General features: G+C 34.8%; 25 protein-coding genes. 6 read left to right on the top strand and 19 right to left on the bottom strand.

Going from position 1 to position 17,386, the window contains the following annotated elements:
• Positions 1-293 precede the first annotated feature (293 nt).
• Positions 294-1,193 carry a LysR family transcriptional regulator gene (locus IEV52_RS03810; RefSeq protein WP_188401187.1) on the top strand — a complete coding sequence of 300 codons (900 nt, stop codon included), beginning with the start codon at positions 294-296 and terminating at the stop codon, positions 1,191-1,193.
• A 15-nt stretch (positions 1,194-1,208) separates the two neighbouring features.
• Here the strand turns inward: IEV52_RS03810 and IEV52_RS22735 are convergent, their stop codons facing one another.
• From IEV52_RS22735 to IEV52_RS03785, 5 genes are all read right to left on the bottom strand, one after another.
• On the bottom strand, positions 1,209-1,391 hold the full coding sequence (locus IEV52_RS22735; protein WP_188401186.1) for a Spo0E family sporulation regulatory protein-aspartic acid phosphatase: 183 nt from the start codon (positions 1,389-1,391) through the stop codon (positions 1,209-1,211).
• Between the two features lie 236 nt (positions 1,392-1,627).
• Entirely contained in the window at positions 1,628-2,263 is a 636-nt protein-coding gene (locus tag IEV52_RS03800) for an FMN-dependent NADH-azoreductase (RefSeq protein WP_188401185.1), read from the bottom strand.
• Positions 2,264-2,298: 35 nt separating this feature from the next.
• Positions 2,299-2,445, bottom strand: a complete 147-nt coding sequence (locus IEV52_RS03795) for a hypothetical protein (RefSeq protein WP_188401184.1) — start codon at positions 2,443-2,445, stop codon at positions 2,299-2,301.
• 120 nt (positions 2,446-2,565) lie between these two features.
• The gene (locus IEV52_RS03790; RefSeq protein ID WP_188401183.1) at positions 2,566-2,769 is read right to left on the bottom strand and encodes an alpha/beta-type small acid-soluble spore protein; all 204 of its coding nucleotides are present in this window, start codon (positions 2,767-2,769) and stop codon (positions 2,566-2,568) included.
• 518 nt (positions 2,770-3,287) lie between these two features.
• On the bottom strand, positions 3,288-3,416 hold the full coding sequence (locus tag IEV52_RS03785; RefSeq protein WP_188401182.1) for a DUF4023 family protein: 129 nt from the start codon (positions 3,414-3,416) through the stop codon (positions 3,288-3,290).
• A 181-nt stretch (positions 3,417-3,597) separates the two neighbouring features.
• Here IEV52_RS03785 and IEV52_RS03780 point away from each other — a divergent pair, with 181 nt between their 5' ends.
• The gene (locus IEV52_RS03780) at positions 3,598-3,903 is read left to right on the top strand and encodes a WGxxGxxG family protein (RefSeq protein ID WP_188401181.1); all 306 of its coding nucleotides are present in this window, start codon (positions 3,598-3,600) and stop codon (positions 3,901-3,903) included.
• 160 nt (positions 3,904-4,063) lie between these two features.
• On the opposite strand, the gene IEV52_RS03775 is transcribed toward IEV52_RS03780, so the two are convergent.
• On the bottom strand, positions 4,064-4,234 hold the full coding sequence (locus tag IEV52_RS03775; RefSeq protein ID WP_188401180.1) for an imidazoleglycerol-phosphate dehydratase: 171 nt from the start codon (positions 4,232-4,234) through the stop codon (positions 4,064-4,066).
• A gap of 344 nt (positions 4,235-4,578) precedes the next feature.
• Between IEV52_RS03775 and IEV52_RS03770 the strand changes: the two genes are divergently transcribed.
• Complete coding sequence (locus IEV52_RS03770; protein ID WP_188401179.1) at positions 4,579-5,649, top strand: response regulator aspartate phosphatase; 1,071 nt, start codon at positions 4,579-4,581, stop codon at positions 5,647-5,649.
• Positions 5,646-5,777 (top strand): hypothetical protein, encoded by a 132-nt coding sequence (locus tag IEV52_RS22520; protein WP_268234751.1) that lies wholly within the window; start codon positions 5,646-5,648, stop codon positions 5,775-5,777. The genes IEV52_RS03770 and IEV52_RS22520 overlap by 4 nt, the downstream gene beginning before the upstream one ends.
• A 124-nt stretch (positions 5,778-5,901) precedes the next feature.
• On the opposite strand, the gene IEV52_RS03765 is transcribed toward IEV52_RS22520, so the two are convergent.
• Positions 5,902-7,014 (bottom strand): ATP-binding protein, encoded by a 1,113-nt coding sequence (locus IEV52_RS03765; RefSeq protein WP_188401178.1) that lies wholly within the window; start codon positions 7,012-7,014, stop codon positions 5,902-5,904.
• A gap of 499 nt (positions 7,015-7,513) precedes the next feature.
• Here IEV52_RS03765 and IEV52_RS03760 point away from each other — a divergent pair, with 499 nt between their 5' ends.
• Complete coding sequence (locus IEV52_RS03760; protein ID WP_188401177.1) at positions 7,514-8,029, top strand: C1q-like domain-containing protein; 516 nt, start codon at positions 7,514-7,516, stop codon at positions 8,027-8,029.
• 362 nt (positions 8,030-8,391) lie between these two features.
• Here the strand turns inward: IEV52_RS03760 and IEV52_RS03755 are convergent, their stop codons facing one another.
• From IEV52_RS03755 to IEV52_RS22505, 10 genes are all read right to left on the bottom strand, one after another.
• Complete coding sequence (locus IEV52_RS03755) at positions 8,392-9,006, bottom strand: flavin reductase family protein (RefSeq protein WP_188401176.1); 615 nt, start codon at positions 9,004-9,006, stop codon at positions 8,392-8,394.
• A 646-nt stretch (positions 9,007-9,652) separates the two neighbouring features.
• A complete protein-coding gene (locus IEV52_RS03750) occupies positions 9,653-9,934 on the bottom strand; it encodes a hypothetical protein (protein WP_188401175.1) in 282 nt (93 codons plus the stop codon).
• A 13-nt stretch (positions 9,935-9,947) separates the two neighbouring features.
• Positions 9,948-10,352 (bottom strand): SHOCT-like domain-containing protein, encoded by a 405-nt coding sequence (locus tag IEV52_RS03745; RefSeq protein ID WP_188401174.1) that lies wholly within the window; start codon positions 10,350-10,352, stop codon positions 9,948-9,950.
• A gap of 12 nt (positions 10,353-10,364) precedes the next feature.
• Entirely contained in the window at positions 10,365-10,730 is a 366-nt protein-coding gene (locus IEV52_RS03740; protein WP_188401173.1) for a DUF2089 domain-containing protein, read from the bottom strand.
• 419 nt (positions 10,731-11,149) lie between these two features.
• Positions 11,150-12,052, bottom strand: coding sequence for an alpha/beta hydrolase (locus IEV52_RS03735; RefSeq protein WP_188401172.1), 903 nt, complete (start codon positions 12,050-12,052; stop codon positions 11,150-11,152).
• Between the two features lie 146 nt (positions 12,053-12,198).
• Positions 12,199-12,669, bottom strand: a complete 471-nt coding sequence (locus tag IEV52_RS03730) for a DinB family protein (RefSeq protein WP_188401171.1) — start codon at positions 12,667-12,669, stop codon at positions 12,199-12,201.
• Positions 12,670-13,083: 414 nt separating this feature from the next.
• Positions 13,084-13,686, bottom strand: a complete 603-nt coding sequence (locus tag IEV52_RS03725) for a GNAT family N-acetyltransferase (protein ID WP_308464567.1) — start codon at positions 13,684-13,686, stop codon at positions 13,084-13,086.
• Between the two features lie 151 nt (positions 13,687-13,837).
• The gene (locus tag IEV52_RS22515) at positions 13,838-14,014 is read right to left on the bottom strand and encodes a GyrI-like domain-containing protein (protein ID WP_268234762.1); all 177 of its coding nucleotides are present in this window, start codon (positions 14,012-14,014) and stop codon (positions 13,838-13,840) included.
• A gap of 37 nt (positions 14,015-14,051) precedes the next feature.
• A complete protein-coding gene (locus IEV52_RS22510) occupies positions 14,052-14,324 on the bottom strand; it encodes a GyrI-like domain-containing protein (protein WP_268234750.1) in 273 nt (90 codons plus the stop codon).
• 143 nt (positions 14,325-14,467) lie between these two features.
• The gene (locus tag IEV52_RS22505; RefSeq protein ID WP_268234749.1) at positions 14,468-14,596 is read right to left on the bottom strand and encodes a hypothetical protein; all 129 of its coding nucleotides are present in this window, start codon (positions 14,594-14,596) and stop codon (positions 14,468-14,470) included.
• Between the two features lie 142 nt (positions 14,597-14,738).
• Here IEV52_RS22505 and IEV52_RS03715 point away from each other — a divergent pair, with 142 nt between their 5' ends.
• Positions 14,739-15,221: a hypothetical protein gene (locus tag IEV52_RS03715; protein ID WP_188401170.1), complete on the top strand. Its 483-nt coding sequence runs from the start codon at positions 14,739-14,741 to the stop codon at positions 15,219-15,221.
• Between the two features lie 264 nt (positions 15,222-15,485).
• On the opposite strand, the gene IEV52_RS03710 is transcribed toward IEV52_RS03715, so the two are convergent.
• Together IEV52_RS03710 and IEV52_RS03705 are read right to left on the bottom strand one after the other, a co-directional pair.
• On the bottom strand, positions 15,486-16,175 hold the full coding sequence (locus tag IEV52_RS03710; RefSeq protein ID WP_188401169.1) for an MBL fold metallo-hydrolase: 690 nt from the start codon (positions 16,173-16,175) through the stop codon (positions 15,486-15,488).
• A 130-nt stretch (positions 16,176-16,305) separates the two neighbouring features.
• Entirely contained in the window at positions 16,306-17,277 is a 972-nt protein-coding gene (locus IEV52_RS03705) for a hypothetical protein (RefSeq protein WP_205724050.1), read from the bottom strand.
• Between the last annotated feature and the right edge of the window lie 109 nt (positions 17,278-17,386).

Here is a 17,386-nt window from a genome sequence, read left to right as displayed (position 1 = left end):
CATCATATTTTTTAAGATAAAATTGTCGTTTACTTTATTTAGTCCTAGAATTTCTGATATTTCTTGTGCGGTAACACCTTCTGGCCAGCAACATCTTTAACTGTCTTTAAAATATCCTTTTTCCTCACTCAATCCCTCCTTAAAGAAGTGCTCTGATTTTTTGATTATTTTTCTCGTTCGTTATTCGGTATCCTTTTAAAAATTTTTCCATATTGAACAAAACCACAATTTTTTAAGATAAAATGAATTTAGTTATTCTTTTGTTAACCACAGCTTAATTAAAGGAGATTGGTATGAACTTAGAACAAATGAAATACCTTGTTGAGGTAGCAAAACAAAGTTCGATCACGAAGGCTGCAGACAAACTCCACTTATCACCCTCGGCTATCAGTCAGTCCATATCACAGCTTGAAAAAGAGTTTGGAGTTCCAATCTTTACACGTTCGAGACATGGCACCATTCCAACTTCGGAAGGAAAATTTATCGTTTCAAAAGCTTATGAAATACTTAAGAAAATGCAGGAATTACATGAAGAATTAGCGGCTAAACACCAAGCAAAAAACCATGTATTAAAAGTAGGTTGCGCCCCGGCTCTCATGTACATGGTGTACGATGCCTTTTTATTATTTCATGAGCAGTTTCCAGAAACTAATGTCATGATTAGAGAAATTGATCAAGATCATATCTTGGAGGAAATGAAAAACGGTCATATAGATATCGGCCTAAGCCCTTTTACAGAGTATGAATTATCCAACCTTCAGCACGAAAAAGGAATGGGATATGAATTATTGTATACCGGATACGTTTGTGTTTGTGCAGGCAAAAAATCTCCATTGTTTTATAAAGACTTCCTAACTCCTGATGAGTTAACAGACGAAAAGATGGTTATCTATAATTCAAAAGGCGGCATTACTTTTAACGATAAATACTTAAAAAACGAACAAATACTCTTTTCATCCAACAACATTGAAGTATTACGTTCGGCTATACTGGATGGGCACGCTTTTTCTTTTGTCTTTAATTTTACGTTTAAAAATAATATGGATGTAAAAAACGGTAATTTAGCGATCATTCCTTTTAAGAAGCCGGAGCTTATTTATCAAGACTTCTGGACACTGTACCCTCTAACGAAAGGGTTATCACGTGAAGCAAAAGAATTCAAAGAGAAAGTAAAGTATTTACTGGATCAGTAATGGTATCTAGTGGAATTAATTTGAATTGTAATTTTTCTGCATTATTCTTTTTTGATATTGAAAGATCAGTTTGTCTAACTTTTGACTTTGTTTTACTAATTTCATATCTGAAAAATCATTGGAGCGTGGTTTGAGATGATACATCTCCTGACGACATATTTTAATTTCTTGCAATAATATACTCAAATCATCATCCATCATGATTTCCTTTCTAAATACAAAATACTTCCAACTGTATAGGTATGCATTTATGATAGATGTTCCGTGTTTTCATGTAAATTTAGAATTATTTAATGAAGAATTAGTATTTCTTAATCTATTCATATTTGGCGCTTGAAACGAATAAAAAGGAAAAAGGCTGACCATAGGAGGTCAGCTTTTTTCCTTTATCAACGCAGGACTTTGACTCTTTCTTGTTTTACAGTCTATAAGTACTAAAAAGTATGAGCTTGATCCTTTGCCCGTGCAATTGCATTTTCTTTAATTTCATTTGCCTTATCAGGCATTGCCGCATGACCTTCTACAAACAATCCCTCAAAAGTTGGGACTCCAAAGAATTGCATGATTATACTTAAATAACGGTGACCCATCTCCATTTCAGCTGCTGGGCCCTCTGAATAAATCCCGCCTCTTGCCTGGATATGTATAGCTTTCTTATCCGTTAAAAGGCCGACTGGTCCTTGTTCTGTATACTTAAATGTTTTACCTGCTACTGCAACAGAATCAATATAGGCTTTCATTACTGGAGGGAATGAAAAGTTCCATAACGGTGTTACAAAAACATATTTGTCTGCTGCAATAAACTGTTCACATAGCTCAGACAATCTGCCTACTTTTGCTTTTTCTTCAGAAGAAAGCTCTTCAAATCCTTTTCCTGATTGAAGTTTTCCCCATCCACTAAAAACATCTACATCAATTTGGGGAATATTTTCTCTATACAGGTCAACATGAACTACTTCATGTGAGGGATTTATTTGTTTATATTGCTCGATGAATGCTTTTCCAACTGCCATACTGTAAGATTGTTTATCATCGTGGGGATGTGCAGTAATATATAAAACTTTTGTCATAGAGATTAACCCTGCCTTTCTTATGCCGTATTTTTTTATTCACCTTGGGTCATGAAAGGATTGCCGCTTATATTGGCTCTCATCTCATCTGTAAGTACAATAGGTTCTTGTGTTGTGTCCGTGTAAGCTTGTTCGTGGTTTAACATAGTGCCATCAAAATGCAGTGGTTTTTCTTTGTTCATCTTACGTCACCTCCAACAAAGTTAGTTTGAACGGTTGTTTAAGAAATGATTCATTCAAGTTAAATAATAAAAGGCTACCTGTACGAGACAGGCAGCCTGAGCCATGATATTTAATTGCAATTAGCGAATTTGTCCGCCTAATTGAGATTGTGCTTGTGCTACTAGACGCTTAGTGATTTCTCCACCTACAGATCCGTTAGCACGAGAAGTTGTGTCACCACCAAGTTGTACACCAAACTCAGATGCGATTTCATACTTCATTTGGTCAAGAGCTTGTTGAGCTCCAGGTACTACTAATTGGTTGTTGCTGTTGTTTCTAGCCATATTTTTCACCTCCGTTTCTGTCCTTAGAATTCCACCATGCTATCTTCTTATTCGCAAATAAGAAAGGTAGTATTTTCTAATAAGACCGATGCCATAATGAAAGGTACGTTTTCGAATTGTCCTGGTTAAAACATAACTTTACGATTGTACAGCTACTATTGTTGAGTGATCCGCTTTCTCCTTCGTGACAAAAAAAGGGCAAAAGCAAACCCTTTTGATTTATTTGTATGATTGTCCAAGCAATTCAGACAAGCTTGCGTAAAATAATGTAGAAAAGAGAAACGATTTTCTATTCTCTTTTCCTAGTTACAATTAGGGGGTTTCTATTGTGAGAAGTCTTATCAGCTTATTAAATGGTATTCTTACTAACAAAAAAAGAGCGAAGAGTAAGAAGAACAAGAAGAGAATTGGCTAACCTAAATTAAACAATGCTAAAAGAGCTAACCAGCTGGTTAGCTCTTTTGATTGGACTTACATATAACGAATTAAACTGAAGCGTACTTACTCATAATCAATGTTTACTTATTTGTTGTATGCTTTTTATTTGGCAACTGGGTATGAGGATTACCCTTTCCTTGGTTCTTATTTTTCTCGGCCTTTTTTTGGTTTTCGTGCAATTTTTCAACAAAATCATTTGTGCTTTCCACTGATATAGCCTCCTTATATATATTTCCTTTGTTACTTTTTCCAACTTACAGTGAAAATACACACATACTTAAATAAGATCTGGTAGTTTATTTATCTGGATAAACATATGAAATTTATGTATAAAAAAGGTAAAAAAAGAGATATTAATGTTGTGATTTATTTAAAAACAGGAGGTTTATCATGAAAAAAGTAAAAATTATATCAGCTTTTATCCTTTCTCTAGCACTATTATTTGGTTGTAATAATGGAAATAATGCTGCAGATAATAACAACAACAACAATAATACAATAAGAGATGCAGCAGATAATGATGATAATTTTTCTGATACGAATAATGTTCCAAGGGATGTTACAGATAATAACAATATGACAAGAAATGTTGCTGCTACGAATGACCAAGAGGATAATGATTTGGATTTAGGATGGATAGGACTAATCGGGTTAGCTGGATTACTAGGATTAAGAAGAAGAGACGATAAAAGATAAATAACCCACATTCTTCTTTGGTAAGACATCGGCAATAGCCATTCGGTAGCTGCTGATGTGAGTAAACCCGAGGATGAATTTACTAAGCTAAGCTGCCTTCAAACATTGTGATATTGATATAGACCTAAAAAAAATCGTGAGGCGCGGACCTCACGATTTTTTATTCTTTACTTTGCTTTGGTTTACTCTTTGATTTACTGCCCTTTTTAGAACGATATTCATTTCCTTTGTTATTATCCCCACTCACAAACTCACTGCTGAATTCTTGATTGTATTGCGCTTTTGGTGAACCTTGATTTTGGCTTCCTTTGCTGCCATTGCGACTTGTCATACATTCCCTCCTTTACTCAAAAACATCCTTTTTAGTATTGCTCGTTCGATGCTTTTTTACTCATTGTTCAGTATGAAACAGTATTTGTGTTAAACGCTGATTTCACGCTATATCACAAATTAGCTTCTTGAAAAATGATTGTTTAATACTCATGAAATATTGCTTATACATAAGGGGTTTTTTCATCTAAAAAACGTTTTTTCATGTCCGAGGATAATCTTATTGGGAAAATACATGAAATATATGTGGATTAATTTACACTTTCTGCCCTCTATTTTCCCAAGTTATATTTTTCCATTTTATGTTAGATTTGTATTAAGCGTCTCTTAGAAAGGAGTTCCATTATGAACGTAGGAACAAGCGAACAAATCACACAGAAACTGGAACGTTGGCATACAGCTCTTCGTACTAATCGCCTACTAGAATCTGAGAAAATACATAAGGAAATAATAGACGAATTACAACAGATCCAAAATCCTACTACACAGCTTTACTATCAATTGTTGAACAGCCGGTACCTCATCTTAAAAAGAGATTTTTCAGCAGCTCATGCGACATTAGATACCCTCACTGGCACCCACCTCAATCGAACTGACGCATTTGGGTACTATATTAATCTTATTACAGGAATACTTTTAACCTCTGAGGGAGAGTACGAAGTCGCTGAGGCGAGATTCATCCGTGCTTATGAACTTTTAAATCACATTACGGATGAGACGATCAAGGCAGACTTCTATCATAAAGCTTCCATGTTGTATTATCATATTCGTCAGCCGCTGACCGCACTAAACTATGCGAACGAAGCATTAAGAATACTTTCTGGAATAGAAGGTTATGAGTTGGTTAGGTCTGGTTGTGAGAATATCTTAGGTCTCGCCTCATTATCGCTCAAACAATACGGAAAAGCGGAAGAACATTTTTTAAGTGCACTGGATCTCGCTAAACAAGAGAGCAAGAATTACACAACCCTTATCAAATATAACATCGGATTCCTCTACGCTGAACAGACCCTGTCGGCTCTTGCAATCCGTTATCTGTTGGAAGTCAACGAAGAAGAGGAACCTTATTTTAAGACACATTTCCTTTTATCTCGTGAATTCTATAGGATCAACGATATAGAAAAAGCGAAGGCCTTCTACAATAAAGGAATAGAGATCACGAATGACGAATATAAACATCACTTCGGGATCTTAAAAGCACTCAATACTGACATGAATGAAGATGAGCTCGAGAGCATATTTAGGGAGGCTATCGACTACTTTAAACAGCATGAACTCCATGGGTTCGCAGAAGATTATGCTGGAGAACTCGCACAATACTTCTACAACAAAGAAGACTATAAAAAAGCAAGCCAATACTTTAACAAAGCTTATGAAGCTAAACGAGCTTTACAAAAAAAGGAGGCACTAAAATGAAAAAAATAGCTGCTGGCATCATGCTCACTTCCATAGTACTTACAGCTGTCCTCATTGGAACTCTATCCACAAAAACAGTTGAAAAAGCTGAACATGGTAGAGTATTTACAGCTGCTCAAAAATTTTAATATACAGGGCCTCTTAAAAAGAGGTCTTTTTGTTTGGTCAAAAGATCTATACTAGATAGCGGGAGCACTTAAAAAGGAGACACAAAAAAAACAGAGATCCAGTAACTAGTATCTCTGTTTTTTCTTACTTTATAGAGGGAAGATTTATCGTAAAGCATGTTCCTTTTTTTAACTCGCTCTTAATCATAATTTGTCCGCCCATTTGCTTCACGATTTGATGACATACCGTTAACCCCAGGCCAGTTCCTTTTTCCTTTGTTGAGTAATACGGACTGCCTAGTTTTTTCATTTGGTCTTCGGTCATACCTACACCGTTATCTTGAATTTGAATTGATACGAAGCCATTGGAATTTTTTGCAGCCGATATCCAGATTTCCCCTTCGCTTTTAATCGCTTCAATCGCATTTTTGATGATGTTAATTAACACTTGCTGAATTTCTAGTTTAAGCCCCTCGATTTCTAAAGATGATTCCACTTGTTGTGTAATATGAATGCTGTTCAGAATGGCGTAGGAATGCATCACGTCAATCGATTGTTGAATGACGGAAGTTAAATCAATGGTTTCATATTGATCGGTTTGCGGCTTTGCGAGAGCTAAATATTGATTAATGATTTCCTGTGCCCGGTCTAATTCCTCAATCGAGATGCTAATGTACAAATGCTGTTCCTTAGTTAAATTTTCCTTTTGCATTAACTGCATAAACCCACGGACAGATGTCATCGGATTGCGGATTTCGTGTGCAACCGAAGCAGCCAGCTGGCTGACGACATTCATTTTTTCCGTTCGAATCAGCTCTTGTTTCATTTCAATTTGCTCATTCATGTTTTCAATTAAATATACGATTGCAATCAAGGTTGCCAAAACAATAAGAGAGGAGCTTAATTCAAAAATGGTTTGCCGGTGGTCTTCTTTTAACTGAAGAAAGATCCCTCTTGTGATCGGGATCATCATATAAAACAAGCTGATCACTATGACTTTACCTTTTATTCGATAACGGTGAAACATACTGGTTACTGGGAGTAACAATAGACAAAACACTGTATAATTGCCTAATAGGATCAACAGCCTCTGGTCTGTAAAGAAACCGGTTACAATCAGTGCCAAAAAGGCTGCAAATCCTGCCCTTTTGCCTCCGTATAAAAAGGACAGGATTATAGCGACTGCTTTAAAGTCATACTTATAGATTTCGGAATAAAGGACAGGCTGGCTCATAGTAAAAACTAAAATAATGAGCATGAACAGAAAAAATTTCGAACGAATTTTTTTCCGTTTCTCTTCTCTTTCTTTAAAAAAGACTTGATAGATAAGGATTGTAAAAAGAATGAAGACCACGTGCAAGCACATACTTTGAATAGACTCCCACATACCGTTCCCTACTTCCTAGATTTACCCACTTTATTTGATTTTCGACAAAATTTAGGAATATCCTTGTCAATAAAACTAAAATTCTAGGTATTTATATCTATAATTTTTGATGTTAGTTAGTCTATTAAAGCAACCCTATGTTTGTGTTGTATGTTAGCTTTAAAAAAGTGTTTTATCATTTTTTATTCATCATTTTTAAATTCCAATCGACTGACCTATCTATAAGTCCAAACCTTCCATGGCTTGTCCTCATAGATTAATAGTAATACCAATCAACAGTGGATTCTTGTTACAACCAATGACAAGAACTGTTCTGATTGGTTCGCTATAGGGTAAGCCTCTATAGTCATGGATAAAAGGAGGATAAAAAATGACTAGATATGACCATAACGATTGGTATGGTGTTCGGCCTCTCGGATCACCAAGGCCATTAGTAGGGAAAAGTAGAGGATGCAAAAGCGATAAGAGTGAACGGTGTGGATGCAACTCCGCTTTTAGGGCTATCAAGACAGTTGGTCAACAAGTTCTACAAAATGTTCCTACTCAAGTTCTATATCCTGTGGAACAATACGATACCAACAATGAATATGATCCGGCTACATCGACGTTTATTCCTAAACAAAGTGGTGTATATTCCATTATTGCAAGTATATTAGTGAGTTCTAGTCCGGATGTAAGTTTTCGAATAAACATACGTGTAAACGGTAACGATGTAGCCAGTGACAATGAAAATTCGACTATTACACAATTAACGGGATTAAGTGTGTCCACCAACATACGTTTACAAGCGGGCGATAGAGTTCAAGTTTTTGCTGAAGTACCACAATTTAGCATTTTAGTGGGTGACGAAGCATTCTCACATTTTGAGGCAACGCGAATAGGTTAAGAAATTTTTGTTCAATATAACCTTTATGTGAATAATTCAGTAACCTTTTGCGTTCAACACAGCACACAAAATCTCTCGCACAGTTTTGCATTAAAAAAACGACTGTCCCTTTTAGAATAAAAACAAAACAAAAAAAGCTTGCCGTTTGTAAGCTTTTTTTTTTTTTCATAATTTGTTAGAATCAAACGCTGTTTTAATATTGCAGCGACAGTGCCCGTACTGTGCTTAAAAAAGTAATAACCAACTATTAGGTTGGTTTTTACTTTTGTCCTTTTTCACAATTCAATTTGTTCTTTCAATGTGCTCATAAATGTTCTGTCAATCTTCCATTAAGCACCCGTTTTTTGAATAAAGGCTGAACTTTACGCTCGAAATGTTTTTCCCAATTGGTCACCCAGGCCAAAATAATGACGGAAATTATAAATTAATGGGCTCCATTTTTCAGGATCAATGTGATTTTCCTTTGAAAGAATGTTTTTGTGTGCATGAACATGTACAGCATATGTTTCGACTATAGCTAACTCCTCACAATAATCTGGAACCCTAATTTCGTTTATTTTTGCTTCAATTTGAATTGGACACTCTTGAATACGGGTAGGCTTAACACTGTTTGAGTTGATTGGAGTTAGTTTACACGCTTCAAATTTTTGATTGTTGTATGTAAATCCAATTCTTTTTTTATTCTCCGGTACAGGGTTCTTACCTGTAAATGAAGCTAACAACTCTACGTTTTTCCACAGGTTTGGACCAGGGATATTGATTACACATTCAGGATGGCGCTTAAGGTTTTCAAAAGCTTTCCCCCCAACTCCGAGTCCCATGATGATGTAGTCTCCCAATGCCCATGATGAAGAAATTGGGCTTATATTAACGGTCTCATCTTCGTTAAGGGTTGTTAGTAAAATAACGGGTGTCCCATAGTACAGTATTTTCGGGTGGATAATTTTTGTTTCCGTATTAATTAATGATTGTTCCATTTATTTAACCTCCCTATTTGTATATTCATATTGTAAAGGAATTACATTTCCATTATCATCGAAATATGGATTACATAGGGGGATTAAGAATGAATATCTTGAAAACAATGAAGACTCCTTTATCGTGACCCAGAAAGGGGAGAAATTTTTCGCCTGAGCTCAAGATTGACCTACAAGAAGTTAGAAAAAAACGTCGTACTTATATAAGCAAGTGTTTAGACTGGAGTGAACGTCGCCATCATATTTCAGGAGCTGTGGGCAACGCACTTTTAGTAAGATTACTGGAACTTCAATGGTTACGCAGACATCATGATACACGGGCAATCAAAATAACAAAGGAAGGTGAAAAAAATATACAAAATATTTTTGGGATTATACTAGAACCTCTACTATAAAAAATGCTCTATCCCTTTTTGGATAGAGCTGTTTTTCTCTTCTTAAAAATTATCATTAAATATTTCTACTGCCTTTACTAACCATCTATTCTTATTTCAAGATCTTGCCCATTTCATAAAGAAGAGTGTATTTCTTATTACAGAATTGCACCCGATTGTTGAATAAAAAAGAGCGCACCTTTCGGTAAGCTCAGATGAAAATTAAAATAGGAGTTATCGACCATCTGAAACACCGAAATTCTCGGTGTTTTTTATAATCTTACAATCACTTCGGTGCCGTCTTGGGCTTTCACATTAACTAACTCTAGACCTTTGTGCTTTTTCAGTTCTTTAATAATACGTTTGAGTTCTATTTTATCTATGGAAGGAATGGTAAAGGATATGTTCTTCATATCTAGATGAGGTTTGGACCATTTGTTTGCATGTCGAATCAGCAGTCTGGAGGTTAAGATCGAAACACCGATGTTTAAAAGGATATAAGGAACAGGTATCGTGAACTTTGCCCCTTTTGTTTTTACATTTACATGTAACATGTTCTGTATCCTCTTACTCAATAACTATTGAAACGGTGTCACCGTTTGCCGATTTCACATCAACAATCTGACCGTCCAGTTCATTTTCGATCGCTTCAAGGATTAGATCAATATTAATATCTTTTACATATTGTTCAGATTGTGGAATCTTTGAAGCGATGCTGTGACCTGCTGCTAAAACGACCTTTACTAGTTTAATTGGAAGGTTCACATTTACGTTGTCACTTTCAGCAGATACGACACGAATCTTTAATGTTTTGTCGATGTAACTAGAAGGTTTATGAGTCGTATAGCTTAATGGTCTAACAGATGTACTTTGTTCCTTTTCTTTTAAAACTTGAATTAATTCAGAACCCTTTTCAGTGTCAATCTTACCTTCTTGAACCATTGTTAAAACCTTTTCGATCTCACTTTTCATTTCACATTCCTCCTATTCGTCTTTTAACATTTTGATTGCTTCATCTGGGGTAATCTCACCACGTTCAAGCATCATAACGATTTTTTTCTCGTCTACTTCATTCTTCTTTTTTTGTTCATACCCTAATGAAGATGCAATGTCGTTCAGCTTGCCTCGAACGGTTGGGTATGAGATCCCAAGTTCTTTTTCTACTTCTTTAATATTGCCTCTACATACGAGAAAGACCTCAACAAAATGAAGCTGCTCTCTAGTTAGTGAAGCAAATTTGGATAATTCGAATTCGTTCTCGATTGTCGTTTGGCAATGTGAGCAATGCAGTTTCGTAATCTTGAGTGTTTGTGTACAAACAGGACAATTCGTTAGTAATGGATGGGCCATAATAGATTCCTTTCTTTTGATTTAATTAGATTATATACAATAAACTTAAAAAAGTGAACGTGATTTATAAAAATATTTAATTTTAATATTAAATATTTTAATTTTCACGTAGAGTATGTTTACTTTTTAAAGTTTTTTATTTCGAAGATCCTTAATCCACAATCTGGCCCTTTTCATAAAAAAGAGCCCATTTCTTATTACAGAAATGCACCCGATTGTGGAAGAACTCATTAGAGAAATGCTGCCCTTTGAACAATTCCAGTATAAATATCCCCTACGTTTTGATTCAGACCCATGAAATTGGGAATACAGCGGAAAGCACAAAAAAGGCAATTAGGACGTTAATTGCCTTTTTGAAATATGGTCAATGTGACCCCAATCATGAATATTAAATATATGCCCTAACCTTATTTATTCTTTTAGATCGAATGTATTTTATTATTTTTCGTAACTGAACGAATAAATGACTCGACCCTCTCTCCGGTCTCTTTTGGGTACTGCATCCATACATAAGCATGCATACCTTGGGTGACCACAACCTCACTATAGCTCTTAACTAAACTCTGAAAATATGATAAGGAGTGGGTAATTTTAGGATTTTCCTTCTCTTCTCTACTCACTAAAAAAAGTACAGGACACTGAATCTCCTTGTAGTAGTCTTCAAACTCAAGATTCCAGTATGTTTGTATATATGCTGTACGTACCCTATTTAGATAATGGCTGGTGTACCTTCCATCTTCCGTCTGAGCCACTGTACTATCAAGGTATTTTGAGAAATAGGGATTCCAAAGTTTGTTTTCGACTAATTGAGAACGTGCTTCCGCTAAATAATCAGCCTTCGAACCATGAAACGGTACCTTTCTTTGCATCAGTTCTTCGGTCAACTTTTCTTTTTTATCTTGAATCTCTTGTTCAGTTCCGTTAAACAATCCGTATTCACCAAATTCGTTATAAATGGCTCCTTCACATACAAGTGATAAAACCATTGAAGGGTGTGATGCAGCTAGACTCAGCCCAACTTCAGCACCGAGAGAACTCCCTATAATATGACACTCATTAATCCCAAGCTTACGCAGAAGTAAATAAACATCATTTGCCATATCGTCGATGTGATAGCTGTCAGCCGGTTTATCTGATTTCCCATGTCCACGTAAATCCGGTACGATCACTTTATAATTATTTTCAAACAGAGGAAGTACCCCGTTCCACATATGAAGTGTTCCTCCGCTAAAATGAAGAAAACAAACTGCCGATTTCTCCGATTCATTGACCTGGGCATTAATAGTCAAATCGTTTTTTAGTGTAGCTTTTATTTCGATCATAGCTATCTCCTTCTTTAAAAAAAGGTTACTTCTAAAAAAGAGCATTTCTTCTTTGAACAAATGCACCTGTTTGTTGAGGATCTGTATTTTTTTCAACAATATGCCCTTTAATGGAATAACAAAGTACAAAATATTTCTTCGTTCGGTCAACGATTTGATGGCCACGACCCTTGCATTTTTCTTAATTGAATAATTTGGCCTGTATGATAAGCATCATGAAGCATGATATCCAGTAATTTCCTTTCAAGTGAATTTTGATCAAGCTCTTGGTCGGAAATTGTACTCAATACCTGTCTTAATTTGCGTTGAGCGTTTTCGGAACGTTCAACGACTTTCTTCCATTCCTTATCATCATTAGATTGATCGGTAAGATAAAAGGTTTCATTACCGTCAAGATTATGTGGCCATTCCCGACCTTCCAAGTTTGCAGCAAGTCTCTCTTTGTAATAAATTAGATGATTAACGTTCTCCCAAATGGTTTTAGTTGCCTCTCCAAATGGTTTCCAGATAGCCTGTTCGGCTGTAAGTCCTTCTATAGCATGTTTAAACGGTGCATACCAGCTTTCTTTTTCGAATGTTGAATCTAGTACTTTTAAAAGCAAATCAGTTCGCTTCAAAGTCATCAACTCCTTGAATATTTAGAATTCCAAAAAATCCCAACAAATTAAATTACCTCTGTTGAGATTCTGCATTTTAATTAAACATCCTGCTTTTTAATTATCCTGCTATTTCTTATTCAACAATCCGCCCATGGAATAAAAATTATTATTGTTAGTGAAATTTCCTTTTCATTATAAAAGAGCATTCCTTATTACAAAGAAATGCTCTATAAAACTTAAAACTATTTAATTTATAATTTGTTCAACTAACCTGCTTGTTAGCTCAATAAGCCTTACTCAATTAAATGGTCCTTTTCATACAGAAAGGCTATTTCCTTACTCGGGAAATCCGCCCTTTTGTTGAAGATCGTTATTGAAGTAAAGCACCCGTTTGTTAACAGCTCATTATAAGAACTTAAAAATTAAAAAACTTTAAACAAATAAAGCCATTAATATTAAATCTTGATATCCATTTTCTATTTTAACAGCTTTCATTTTCCTTCCTTCTTCCACAAAGTTCATAGATTTATATAAATTAATTGCACCATAATTTTCTTCCATTACCTCAAGACAAATCTTTTCAATTTGATCGTTGTTTCTAGCCCAGGTGATTAGTGATTCTACCAATGCCTTTCCAATACCATTGTTTCGATATTCAGGTAACACTGTCATCGCAAAAGAGCCTTGATGTGCTATTTTTTCTTTATCTCCATTCCTAAAATCGATTGCACCAACAAGTTTATTTTCAACTTCAGCAACGAATTTTACATAATTAGGGTTTTGGGAGTAAAATTCTAATAACCCTTTCATATCTTCAAGAGTTACCTTTTCTATATCCTCGACTGTACTTAGCATGTATGGGGCTTCTACTAATGCTTTTGATGCAGCAATTAACATCCTTTCCGCATCCTGTACGCTGGCTTCCCTAACTGTTACTGTTTTTCCACTTTTTGTTTTATAAGAATTAACATTTGTTGATATAATACCAACACTCCCTTTCAAAATATTGATATTCTTATTGATTATTATTAAAATATTTTTCAACCTTTCCGACTTTACCTTTACTTCAACAAAAAGAGCTCTTGAAGAAATGCACACGATTGTGAACTTCGTACAGGTTTGCTACCCTTTACTTCAATTAAAAAGTCCCACTTTTTCTTTAACAACGTTATAATATTTTCTGGTATTACTTAACTGAGATATAAATATCAACTTGACTATTTTGAGGATCTTTAGCATTTTCACCATATACTTCAAAATCTGTTTTATAGGCTCTTTCTCGATCTTCTGACCAATCCCATATCTCCTGCCATGCCTCAATAACTACTTCTGGAATAGGTCCCTTTCTAGTAGTAAAAACAATATAAGTATCATCAGCGATTTCAAAAGACTCTAGACCTTTAGAATCTTTCGTTATCTATTATTTCTGTACCAATAGCATATGTATAGGTGCCAGTTTCATCAGATTCGTAATCGGTATATAGAGCTATAATAATTGAATTCTCTTTATTAGGTATAGAGTCCAATACTTTATTCTTATAAAACCTTTCCCAAAGTTGTGGGATTTCCCCTTCTCCTTTCATCTCAGCTTCATTACTTGTTCGTATTGAACTTCCTAAGAAACTAAATCCGTTTCGTTCGATCACTTTACTCTTAATTATTGTGTTTGACATAAATATTTCTCCTTTTCACCTATTTCTTTTATTTCTATAAACAGGAATGAATTCCCTTCTTATTCCAATTATTAGCTATTTATAAAGAAAGGCACATCTCTTATTAAAGAAATGCGCCAGTTTGTTAAGGAACTTATAATCACTTAAAGCCGTTTATCTTTATAAAAGAAATGTATCTTTTGGGAAGTAGAAATTAACTGGGATAAATACTCTTTAAGATCGAAACGCTCATCCTTAACAAATTCACTTAATTTTACTGTACTGTTTAACATTCTAGTTCCTCCCCTAAAATGATTGTGTTATCTAAATTGTTGCCAAACTATCAAGCTCTTAAACTGGAATAATATGGACCTGTCTATTCCATTTTCTAGCGATAAACTAAATAAGTTAATAGAACGATGGGGGACAAATAGGATGAAAAAAGAGAAGAAGCTCTCATTCTGGAAGGAAAAAAATATAGAAGAAAAATTAGTGGATTATGAAGAATGTCAAATGAACTGTATAACCTACGCTGATTGGAATGTTGGAAGAGGTGGAAGCACAAGTTTAAACTCTTTATACAATGATCCTCAAGAGTGTTTAGAGAAAGAAATATACATATGGAAAAATGATGGGTCTGAAATAACAAAAGGTGAAGCTGAACTCGTATTTGATCAGTCAAAATATTATTTTTCAGAAGAAGAATTAAACGATGAATTTAAAACAAAGGAAGAAGGACACTATTCATTAATCGAAAGTATTCAGAACGAATGTGAATCTACATTAATTTCTGGGTTTACTTATACTTATTATTACGATGGTTTTGAATATATCGTTGAGGATTCTTCAGGAGAAAAATCGAAAATGAACGAAAATGCATTTAAGGCATTATTTAAAGTTAGCAAAGAATCAAAATAAATAAGGACAGGAATTATAATGATAAAATCAAGAAGTACTAGACACCTTTTTCATTTCAAACATAGAGCATTAAAATTACCTTCTATCCTGATTTAGGAAAGAAGGTTTTTAGTGTTAGTACAATCGCACCCGTTTGTTGACCAAGTAAGTTAAATTTTGACGAGGCTTAGCTTATGGATTCAGTGTCAAAATGATATAAATCAATTTCTTCAATTAATTAAAGTTTCTTCCGAAAAATCTACATCTACGTTTAGTCCCAAAGAATTAAATAAACTTCAACTTCCCACCATGATAGCAATAGTAAGTTTTGGCTTTAAGGTTTTTAATCTTCTTTAAAGAACGTTCTGCTTTTTCAGTATTCAAACAAAATTGTGGATTCGCAATGACCAATTCATGATTCTCATTAACAGCTGCATCCCCAGTAATTACACTTTTTATGCTTGGAAAATATAATGAAATATGCCCTGAAGTATGCCCTGGTGTTGCTACTATCCTACATTTGTTATCTAAAATCCAATCACCATCTTGTACTTTTTCATCTATTGAAACATGCTTTAATTTATTTAATTGTTGTATAAACCATTTACCAAATTCGATTTCTTCAGAATTCATATTTCCAAGCAATTCCTCAGCTTGAACCAATCTCTCTGACTTCATTAAACCACTAATGTATTTTGATTCAATTTCACTTGCAATAATATTAATCCAAGGATACTTTACTTTGAGATCATTTAATGAACCAATATGATCAATATCATAATGAGTAATAATTATATTCTTTAGATCCCTTATTTCATATCCATTTTTATTAATTTTATTTTCAATTAAAGATAAAAAGTTTGGATACCCTGTATCGACTAATGTTAGTTCATTATTCGATATAATTAAGCTAGGAAAAATGTGATTTTTTTGGTCATTAAATTCATATTCAATAGGTAGTTCTATGATTTTCATCTGTTTTCCCCCAAGTCCCAGAATTCTAATCATAAATATTCTTGTTTATTATCCTATTGCATTCTTCACTTTTTAAACAACCTTTCTATGAACCTGTCTTGATATATAAAGTGCACACCGTCCCCGCTTCCTATGCCCATGGGTCCTTGTAGTCTGGGGAGGATTGGAATTCTTTGATGAAGTCCTTTCCTTCTTTGTTGGATAGGAATTTCATGAGTTTCAGGTGATTCAGGGTGGTATCGTCTTTTAGATCGCCTTTTAGTTCGGAAAGATTTTCAAAGTAGTTTGAGTTTAAGGTTTTCTTGCAGTATTCATAGTCTTCTTTTGATAGTTCTTCTCCGTGTGCGGCTTTATTTCTTATACTGATAAGGCCTTCGATTTCAGCCATGTCCATGAAATGAAAATTGGCCGACCTCATTTTGATGATTTCCTCGCATAATTTCCGCAGCATTAATTTTTCTTTTTTAGGATTACTGTCTATGAGTCTGATAACGTTTCTTAATTCCCGTTCGAATACGCTTAAATAGGCAACCACCCAGCCGTTATAAGCAAAAAGGTCTCTTGATTTGTTAATACTGATCTCATTTTCCTGCAGCCTGACAGTGGACAATAGTTTAAGAGAGTGTTTATCGAAGTTCGGGTAGCTTTTTGATAGATTCTTATTTTCATTGTATATCTTATCAAGCACATTCCATTGTATAAAAAATCCGCTCGAAGAGTTCTCAGGATTACCAGATGTTAGTTTCCAATTGACGAGTACATCATTCGTATCGACACTTAGAGTTGCTCCGGCATATTTCGTCTCATCACTCAGCCCCTGCAGGATTGCTTGATACGCAAATTCACCATTAACCCGGATGGCTGCGTAATCGACTTCCTGGTTTATATAGTCGGTAAGGGTACTCTCTGCAATGATTTCCGCAATGACGATCTCATTAGTTGATAAGTTTTGATACTGCTTGCTTAACCATATCTTTAAGATTTCGGTGCAAGCATATTGAAGGACACGATCATTCTTTGTGTCCTTACCTAACTCCGAAAGAATCAAATCTAGGCAGGATAAAACAGCAGCCTTTTTATCGGTGTTTTGGGTGAAATTCAAAGTTTTTAAAAGTTCACTGTCGGGTTTTACATTTCTGAACCTGGAAACCAATGCATTTGCGACTACATCTCTGATATTACTTTCGTCAATCAGGATCGATTTGGCTGTT

The organism is Fictibacillus barbaricus, from assembly GCF_014635025.1.
Classification (GTDB): domain Bacteria; phylum Bacillota; class Bacilli; order Bacillales; family Fictibacillaceae; genus Fictibacillus; species Fictibacillus barbaricus.
The sequence above is the reverse complement of the archived record's forward strand: the minus strand, read 5'-3'. Positions and strand labels throughout refer to the sequence as shown.

Bases quoted from the DNA above. Each gene is read 5' to 3' on its own strand.
- IEV52_RS03810 (WP_188401187.1), top strand. From the start codon at position 294: ATGAACTTAGAACAAATGAAATACCTTGTTGAGGTAGCAAAACAAAGT.
- IEV52_RS22735 (WP_188401186.1), bottom strand. From the start codon at position 1,391: ATGGATGATGATTTGAGTATATTATTGCAAGAAATTAAAATATGTCGT.
- IEV52_RS03800 (WP_188401185.1), bottom strand. From the start codon at position 2,263: ATGACAAAAGTTTTATATATTACTGCACATCCCCACGATGATAAACAA.
- IEV52_RS03795 (WP_188401184.1), bottom strand. From the start codon at position 2,445: ATGAACAAAGAAAAACCACTGCATTTTGATGGCACTATGTTAAACCAC.
- IEV52_RS03790 (WP_188401183.1), bottom strand. From the start codon at position 2,769: ATGGCTAGAAACAACAGCAACAACCAATTAGTAGTACCTGGAGCTCAA.
- IEV52_RS03780 (WP_188401181.1), top strand. From the start codon at position 3,598: ATGAAAAAAGTAAAAATTATATCAGCTTTTATCCTTTCTCTAGCACTA.
- IEV52_RS03775 (WP_188401180.1), bottom strand. From the start codon at position 4,234: ATGACAAGTCGCAATGGCAGCAAAGGAAGCCAAAATCAAGGTTCACCA.
- IEV52_RS03770 (WP_188401179.1), top strand. From the start codon at position 4,579: ATGAACGTAGGAACAAGCGAACAAATCACACAGAAACTGGAACGTTGG.
- IEV52_RS22520 (WP_268234751.1), top strand. From the start codon at position 5,646: ATGAAAAAAATAGCTGCTGGCATCATGCTCACTTCCATAGTACTTACA.
- IEV52_RS03765 (WP_188401178.1), bottom strand. From the start codon at position 7,014: ATGCTCATTATTTTAGTTTTTACTATGAGCCAGCCTGTCCTTTATTCC.
- IEV52_RS03760 (WP_188401177.1), top strand. From the start codon at position 7,514: ATGACTAGATATGACCATAACGATTGGTATGGTGTTCGGCCTCTCGGA.
- IEV52_RS03755 (WP_188401176.1), bottom strand. From the start codon at position 9,006: ATGGAACAATCATTAATTAATACGGAAACAAAAATTATCCACCCGAAA.
- IEV52_RS03750 (WP_188401175.1), bottom strand. From the start codon at position 9,934: ATGTTACATGTAAATGTAAAAACAAAAGGGGCAAAGTTCACGATACCT.
- IEV52_RS03745 (WP_188401174.1), bottom strand. From the start codon at position 10,352: ATGAAAAGTGAGATCGAAAAGGTTTTAACAATGGTTCAAGAAGGTAAG.
- IEV52_RS03740 (WP_188401173.1), bottom strand. From the start codon at position 10,730: ATGGCCCATCCATTACTAACGAATTGTCCTGTTTGTACACAAACACTC.
- IEV52_RS03735 (WP_188401172.1), bottom strand. From the start codon at position 12,052: ATGATCGAAATAAAAGCTACACTAAAAAACGATTTGACTATTAATGCC.
- IEV52_RS22510 (WP_268234750.1), bottom strand. From the start codon at position 14,324: ATGTCAAACACAATAATTAAGAGTAAAGTGATCGAACGAAACGGATTT.
- IEV52_RS22505 (WP_268234749.1), bottom strand. From the start codon at position 14,596: ATGTTAAACAGTACAGTAAAATTAAGTGAATTTGTTAAGGATGAGCGT.
- IEV52_RS03715 (WP_188401170.1), top strand. From the start codon at position 14,739: ATGAAAAAAGAGAAGAAGCTCTCATTCTGGAAGGAAAAAAATATAGAA.
- IEV52_RS03710 (WP_188401169.1), bottom strand. From the start codon at position 16,175: ATGAAAATCATAGAACTACCTATTGAATATGAATTTAATGACCAAAAA.